This window comes from Kitasatospora sp. NPDC030952, from assembly GCF_055571335.1.
In genome coordinates this window covers 127,378-134,248 of sequence record NZ_JBVIFM010000008.1, presented here as the reverse complement: position 1 = coordinate 134,248, position 6,871 = coordinate 127,378, and the positions used below count along the sequence as shown (strand labels likewise).

The following is a 6,871-nucleotide window of genomic DNA, read 5'->3' as shown; positions in this document are numbered from 1 at the left end:
ACCCCCGAAATACCATAAACCCACGGAGTGGTACACTGACGGGGCCCAAAACCACCCCCCCCCCCCCCCCCCCTCCCCCCCCTCCCCCCCCCCCCCCCCCCCACCGCCCCCTGTAATGGGGCGCGTTGCCGCCCGCCGTGGGAAGGGACCGATGCACGAGATGTCGATCGCCGCCGCCGTGGTCGAGCAGGTGGACACGGCCGCGCGCGAACACCGGGCCCCCGGAGTCGCCCGGATCCGGCTGCAGGTCGGCGAGTTGGCGGGCGTGGTGCCCGAGGCCCTCGACTTCTGCTTCGAACTCGCCTGCGCCGGAACGCTGGTGGAGGGCGCGGTGCTGGACACCGAGGCCGTCCCGGCGCGGGCCCGCTGCGCCCCCTGCGCCGTCGAATGGGCCGTCGGCATGCCGCCCGACCTCGGCTGCCCGGACTGCCGCACCGGCGCCGGCGTCGAGCTGCTGTCCGGGCGTGAGCTCCAGATCCTCGACGTCGAGTGGGCCCGGGGCCCCGGCGTCCCGGCCGAACAGAAAGGCTGAAGCCGATGTGCCAGAGCGGCCACACGGTCGACCTGCGCCGGGCGGTGCTCGCCCGCAACGACGACAGCGCCCGCGAACTGCGGGCCGCGCTGACCGCCCGCGGGACCGTCGCGGTCAACCTGCTCTCCAGCCCCGGCAGCGGCAAGACCGCCCTGCTGGAGGCCGAGTTGGGGCTCGCCCGGCGGCGTGGGATCGAGGTCGCCGCGCTCACCGCCGACCTCGCCACCGAGAACGACGCGCTGCGGCTGGCCCGTTCGGGCGCTCCGGTGAAGCAGGTGCTCACCGACGGCCTGTGCCACCTGGAGGCCCGGATGCTGGCCGGCCACCTGGACGGCTGGCTGCCGCCGGACTGCCGGCTGCTGTTCGTGGAGAACGTCGGCAACCTGGTCTGCCCGGCCTCCTACGACCTCGGCGAATCGCTGCGGGTGGTGCTGGCCTCCGTCACCGAGGGGGAGGACAAGCCGCTCAAGTACCCGACCGCGTTCGGGCTGGCCAACCTCGTGCTGGTGACCAAGGCGGACCTCGCCGCGGCGGCCGAGTTCGACGAGACGGCGTTCCTGGCGAACGTCCAGCGGGTCAACCCCGGGGTGGAGGTGGTGCGGACCTCGGCCCGCAGCGGGCACGGCGTCGGCGCGCTGCTGGAACGGGCGCTGGGCGTGCTGGACGGCGGCGTGCCGCACCGGCCGGTGATGGCGGCCGGGCAGGAGCACGGCGGGCACGCGCACGCGGGGCACGCGCAGTCGGGGCAGCACGTGCATGCGGGGGACGTGCATGCGGGGCACGTGCGGTCGGGGGACGCGCAGTCGGGGCACGTGCGGTCGGGGCACACGCAGGAGGGTCACCACCATCACGCGGTGCCGGAGACGCCGTGACGGCGCCCGCCCGCGAACGGCGGCGGGTCGCCGTCCGCGGCCTGGTGCAGGGCGTCGGCTTCCGGCCGTTCGTCTTCGCGCTGGCCGGGGAACTCGGACTGGCCGGCAGCGTCACCAACACCGGTGAGGGCGTGCTCGCCGAGGTCGAGGGCAGCCCGGCCGCGCTGGACGCCTTCTGCCGGCGGATCACCGCCGACGCGCCGCCGCTCGCCCAGGTCGCCTCGATGGAGCACACGCCGCTCGCCGCCACCGGCGCCACCGGGTTCGCCATCACCCCCTCGCGCACCGACGGGCCCCGCGCCACCCTGATCCCGCCCGACGTCGCGACCTGCGCCGACTGCCTGGCCGAACTCACCGACCCGGCCGACCGGCGCCACCGGCACCCGTTCATCAGCTGCACCAACTGCGGCCCCCGGCACACCATCGTCACCGGCCTGCCCTACGACCGGGCCGGCACCACCATGGCCGGCTTCCCGATGTGCGCGGACTGCGCCCGGGAGTACACCGACCCCGCCGACCGCCGCTTCCACGCCCAGCCCGTCGCCTGCCACGCCTGCGGACCACGACTCGCCCTGACCGTCCCCGTCGGCGGCCTCGGCGGCGTCGGCGGCCTCGGTGATCTCGGTGGCGAGGACGCGCTCGGCGAGGCCCGGCGGATGCTCGCCGACGGGGCGATCCTCGCGGTCAAGGGCCTCGGCGGCTACCACCTCGCCTGCGACGCCCGCGACGCCGCGGCCGTCGCCCTGCTGCGCCGGCGCAAGCGGCGCGGTGACAAGCCGTTCGCCTTGATGGCCCGGGACCTCGCCACCGTCGAGGGCCTGCTGCCGGTCGGGCCGGTCGAACGGGAACTGCTCACCGGAGCCGTCCGGCCGATCGTCCTGCTGCGCCGCCCCGGCGGCTTCGCGGCGCAGCTCCCGGCCGTCGCCCCCGGCAGCCCCGACCTCGGGGTGATGCTCCCGTACACCCCGCTGCACCACCTGCTGCTCGCCGCCCCCGGGCCGGACCTGCTGGTGATGACCAGCGCCAACCTCTCCGGCGAGCCGATCGTCACCGACGACCGGGAGGCGCTCACCGCGCTCGCCCCGCTGGTCGACGGCTGGCTCACCCACGACCGGCCGATCAACGTCCCGTGCGAGGACTCGGTGGTGCGGGTGGTGGACGGCGAACAGCTGCCGCTGCGGCGCTCGCGCGGCTACGCGCCGCTGCCGCTCCCGCTGCCCGTACCCGTCCGGCCGGTGCTGGCGGTCGGCGGGGACCTCAAGAACACCTTCGCGCTCGCCCGGGACGGCTACGCCTGGCTCTCCGGCCACATCGGCGACATGGACGACCTGGCCACGCTGCGCGCCTTCGACCGCGCCGTCGAACAGCTCGGCACCGTCAGCGGGGTGCGGCCCGAACTGCTGGTCGCCGACCGGCACCCCGGCTACCGGTCCGTCCGGCACGCCGAGCGCACCGCCGCCGGCCGGCCGGTGCGCCGGGTGCAGCACCACCACGCCCACATCGCCGCCGTGCTGGCCGAACACGGCCTGGACGGCGGCCGGCCCGTGCTCGGCGTCGCCTTCGACGGCACCGGCTACGGGGAGGACGGCGCGATCTGGGGCGGCGAACTGCTGCTCGCCGACTACGACGGGTTCCGCCGGCTGGCCCACCTGGGCTATGTGCCGCTGCCGGGCGGTGACGCCGCCGTCGAGCGCCCGTACCGGACGGCGCTCGCCCACCTGCGCGCCGCCGGGCTGCCCTGGGCCGCCGGACTGCCCTCGGTGCGGGCCTGCCGGGATGAGGAACTCCGGCTGCTGGAGCGGCAGTTGGAGCGCGGGCTGAACTGTGTGGAGACCTCCAGCATGGGCCGGCTGTTCGACGCGGTGTCCTCGCTCGCCGGGGTCTGCCACCGGGCCGGGTACGAGGCCCAGGCGGCGATCGAACTGGAGGCGGCCGCCGTGGAGTTCGGCCCGGCCGAGGGCTACGCCTTCGCGCTGGTCGCCCAGCGGGACGGCTGGATCCTCGACCCCGGGCCGGTGCTGGCCGGGGTGGTGGCGGACGTCACCGCCGGGGCGCCGGCCGGGCTGGTCGCCGCGCGCTTCCACACGGCGGTCGCCGAGGCCGTCCGGCTGGTCTGCGCGGCCGCCCGGGACCGGTGCGGCACCACCACGGTGGCGCTCAGCGGCGGCGTCTTCGCCAACGCGCTGCTCTCCTCGGCCTGCGCCCGCGGGCTCGGGGAGGACGGCTTCACCGTGCTGCGGCACCGCCGGGTGCCGCCCAATGACGGAGGGCTGGCGCTCGGCCAGTTGATGGTGGCCGGCCGGTCGTCGGCCGCCCGGGAGGAGTGAGAGCGGATGTGCCTGGCGGTGCCCGGCAGGGTGACGGAGATCGGTGAGCGGGACGGGACCCGGATGGCGGTGATGGACTTCGGCGGCGTGGTCAAGGACGTCTGCCTGGAGTACCTGCCCGATCTGGCGGTGGGGGAGTACGCGATCGTCCACGTGGGCTTCGCGCTGCAGCGGCTGGACGAGGAGTCGGCCCGGCGGACGCTGGCGCTGTTCGAGGAACTCGGGCTGCTCCAGGAGGAGTTCGGCGATCCCTGGGAGGCGGCGGCCGGGGAGCCGGCGGCCCGGACGGCGGCGGTGGCCGAGACGGCGCTGGCGGTCGAGACGGCGGCGGTGGTCGAGGAGGTCGAGCGGTGAAGTACCTGGAGGAGTTCCGCAACCCCGAGCTGGCCGAAGGCCTGCTCGCGGACATCAGGGCGACGGTCACCCGGCCCTGGGCGCTGATGGAGGTGTGCGGCGGCCAGACGCACAGCATCATCCGGCACGCCATCGACCAACTCCTGCCGGACGAGGTCGAGTTGATCCACGGACCGGGCTGCCCGGTGTGCGTCACCCCGCTGGAGGTGATCGACCGGGCGCTGGCGATCGCGGCCCGGCCCGGGGTGATCTTCTGCTCCTTCGGGGACATGCTGCGGGTGCCCGGCACCGACCGCGACCTGTTCCGGGTCCGCAGCGAGGGCGGCGACGTGCGGGTGGTGTACTCGCCGCTCGACGCACTGAAGATCGCCCGGGAGAACCCGGACCGGGAGGTCGTCTTCTTCGGCATCGGCTTCGAGACCACCGCCCCGCCGAACGCCATGGCCGTCCACCTGGCCCGGAAGCAGGGCCTGGGCAACTTCAGCATGCTGGTCTCGCACGTCCGGGTGCCCCCGGCGATCGAGGCGATCATGGAGTCCCCGGACTGCCGGGTCCAGGCCTTCCTGGCCGCCGGGCACGTGTGCAGCGTGATGGGCACCGCCGAGTACCCGGCCCTCGCGGAACGCCACCGGGTGCCGATCGTCGTCACCGGCTTCGAACCGCTGGACATCCTGGAGGGCATCCGGCGCACCGTCCGGCAGCTGGAGCGCGGGGAGCACACCGTCGACAACGCCTACCCCCGGGCGGTCCGCCCCGAGGGCAACCCGGCGGCCCGCGCCATGCTGGAGGACGTCTTCGAGGTCGCCGACCGGGCCTGGCGGGGCATCGGCGTCATCCCCCGGAGCGGCTGGCGGCTCTCCCCGCGCTACCGGGACCACGACGCCGAGCACCGCTTCGACGTCACGGGCATCCGCACCAGCGAACCCGCCCAGTGCCGGGCCGGCGAGGTGCTCCAGGGGCTGCTCAAGCCCCATCAGTGCGAGGCCTTCGGCATCGTCTGCACCCCGCGCACCCCGCTCGGCGCCACCATGGTCTCCAGCGAGGGCGCCTGCGCCGCGTACTACCTCTACCGGCGGCTGAGCACGCCGGGCCCCGTCCAGGAGGCGAGCCCCGTTGGCTGACACCGAACTGCTCACCGACGCCGACGCGCCGGACTTCTCCGGCTGGAGCTGCCCGCTGCCGCTGCGCGACCACCCCCGGGTGGTGATGGGGCACGGCGGCGGCGGGGCGATGTCCGCCGAACTGGTCGAGCACGTCTTCGCGCCCGCGTACGGCGGCCCGGCGCTGGCGGGCCTCGCCGACTCCGCCGTGCTGGAACTCGGCGGCGCCCGGCTCGCCTTCTCCACCGACTCCTACGTGGTGCGGCCGCTGTTCTTCCCCGGCGGCTGCATCGGCGATCTCGCCGTCAACGGGACCGTCAACGACCTGGCCATGAGCGGGGCCCGGCCGGCCTACCTGTCCTGCGGCGTCATCCTGGAGGAGGGGGTGGAGCTGGCCGTGGTGGAGCGGATCGCGCGCGCCATCGGCGCCGCCGCCCGCACCGCCGGGGTGGAGGTGGCCACCGGGGACACCAAGGTGGTGGAGGCCGGGCACGGCGACGGCGTCTACCTGAACACCGCCGGCATCGGGCTCGTCCCGGCCGGGGTCGACATCCGGCCGCAGCGGGCCCGCCCGGGCGACGTGGTGATCGTCAGCGGGCCGATCGGGCTGCACGGGGTGGCGATCATGAGCGTCCGGGAGGGGCTGGAGTTCGGGGTCGAGGTGCGCAGCGACAGCGCGGCGCTCGGCGGGCTGGTCGAGGCCATGCTCGTGACGACCCGCGACCTGCACGTGCTGCGCGACCCCACCCGGGGCGGCCTGGCGGCGGCGCTCAACGAGATCGCGGCGGCCGCCGGGGTGGGCGTGGTGCTCAGCGAACGCGCCGTGCCCGTCCCGGAGCCGGTGGCCAATGCCTGCGCCGTCCTGGGCCTGGACCCGATGTACATCGCCAATGAGGGCAAGCTGGTCGCCTTCGTCCCGCGCGGCGAGGCGGACGCCGTGCTGGCCGCCATGCGGGCCCACCCGCTCGGCGCGGAGGCGGTGGTGATCGGCGAGTGCGTCCAGGACCACCCCGGGATGGTCGTCGCCCGCACCGGCTTCGGCGGCACCCGGGTGGTCGACCTGCCGATGGGCGAGCAGCTGCCGCGGATCTGCTGACCCCGCCGCGCCGCCGGGGCCGGTCCGGGTCCGCCCGGGCCGGCCCCGGCGGCTGACCGTCGGTGGCCCCGGGTGGGGCGGGGCGCGGGGGGCGGTGGGAAACCGATTTCCGTTTTCGCCGGGGTGTCGCATAGGCTGGGTTCACCGACGCGGGGTGGAGCAGCTCGGTAGCTCGCTGGGCTCATAACCCAGAGGTCGCAGGTTCAAATCCTGTCCCCGCTACCAGCAGGAGCCGGGGTCGACGCACTTGGTGCGTCGGCCCCGGCTTTTTCGCGTTCCGCGTTCCGAGGGCGGAGGGCGGAGGGCGGAGGGCGGGGGCGGCCGTGGCCAGGGGGTGGCCGGCGTCCGCCCGGTCGCGGTGGCCGTGGCGTCGGCCGAGTCCGGTGAGTGCCGGGACGGCGCTCTGCCGCGACTCCCTGTCCATGTGCGTGCCCTTCGGTGATGTCCGAGCAAAGTCCACCGAGGCGCTGAGCGGCTGTCAGGCCGGTTCGCCGGGATTGATGGGGCCATGACGGCATATCAGGTTACTTTGAGGTAATTTATCGGTGTCGTCCGGGTGAACGTCCCCGGCCCCGCATGAAGGACTCGTA

6 protein-coding genes and 1 tRNA gene are annotated in these 6,871 nt (G+C 75.1%); all 7 read left to right on the top strand.

Annotation, left to right across the window (positions count from 1 at the left end; genetic code table 11):
- The first annotated feature begins 151 nt into the window (after positions 1-151).
- The 7 genes from hypA (at position 152) to ACZ47G_RS16590 (ending at position 6,506) form a co-directional block, all read left to right on the top strand.
- Complete coding sequence (hypA, locus tag ACZ47G_RS16620; RefSeq protein ID WP_465743226.1) at positions 152-532, top strand: hydrogenase maturation nickel metallochaperone HypA; 381 nt, start codon at positions 152-154, stop codon at positions 530-532.
- A gap of 5 nt (positions 533-537) precedes the next feature.
- Positions 538-1,404, top strand: coding sequence for a hydrogenase nickel incorporation protein HypB (gene hypB, locus ACZ47G_RS16615; RefSeq protein ID WP_465743224.1), 867 nt, complete (start codon positions 538-540; stop codon positions 1,402-1,404).
- The gene (gene hypF, locus ACZ47G_RS16610; protein WP_465743222.1) at positions 1,401-3,731 is read left to right on the top strand and encodes a carbamoyltransferase HypF; all 2,331 of its coding nucleotides are present in this window, start codon (positions 1,401-1,403) and stop codon (positions 3,729-3,731) included. Before hypB ends, hypF begins: the two co-directional genes overlap by 4 nt.
- A gap of 6 nt (positions 3,732-3,737) precedes the next feature.
- On the top strand, positions 3,738-4,085 hold the full coding sequence (locus tag ACZ47G_RS16605; RefSeq protein ID WP_465743220.1) for a HypC/HybG/HupF family hydrogenase formation chaperone: 348 nt from the start codon (positions 3,738-3,740) through the stop codon (positions 4,083-4,085).
- A complete protein-coding gene (hypD, locus tag ACZ47G_RS16600; protein ID WP_465743218.1) occupies positions 4,082-5,206 on the top strand; it encodes a hydrogenase formation protein HypD in 1,125 nt (374 codons plus the stop codon). The genes ACZ47G_RS16605 and hypD overlap by 4 nt, the downstream gene beginning before the upstream one ends.
- A complete protein-coding gene (gene hypE / locus ACZ47G_RS16595; RefSeq protein ID WP_465743216.1) occupies positions 5,199-6,281 on the top strand; it encodes a hydrogenase expression/formation protein HypE in 1,083 nt (360 codons plus the stop codon). The genes hypD and hypE overlap by 8 nt, the downstream gene beginning before the upstream one ends.
- A gap of 148 nt (positions 6,282-6,429) precedes the next feature.
- Positions 6,430-6,506, top strand: a tRNA-Met gene (locus ACZ47G_RS16590).
- The last annotated feature ends 365 nt before the right edge of the window (positions 6,507-6,871 follow it).

Excerpts from the sequence above, each read along its gene's own strand:
- ACZ47G_RS16605 (WP_465743220.1), top strand. The coding sequence starts at position 3,738 with ATGTGCCTGGCGGTGCCCGGCAGGGTGACGGAGATCGGTGAGCGGGAC.
- hypB (WP_465743224.1), top strand. The coding sequence starts at position 538 with ATGTGCCAGAGCGGCCACACGGTCGACCTGCGCCGGGCGGTGCTCGCC.
- hypA (WP_465743226.1), top strand. The coding sequence starts at position 152 with ATGCACGAGATGTCGATCGCCGCCGCCGTGGTCGAGCAGGTGGACACG.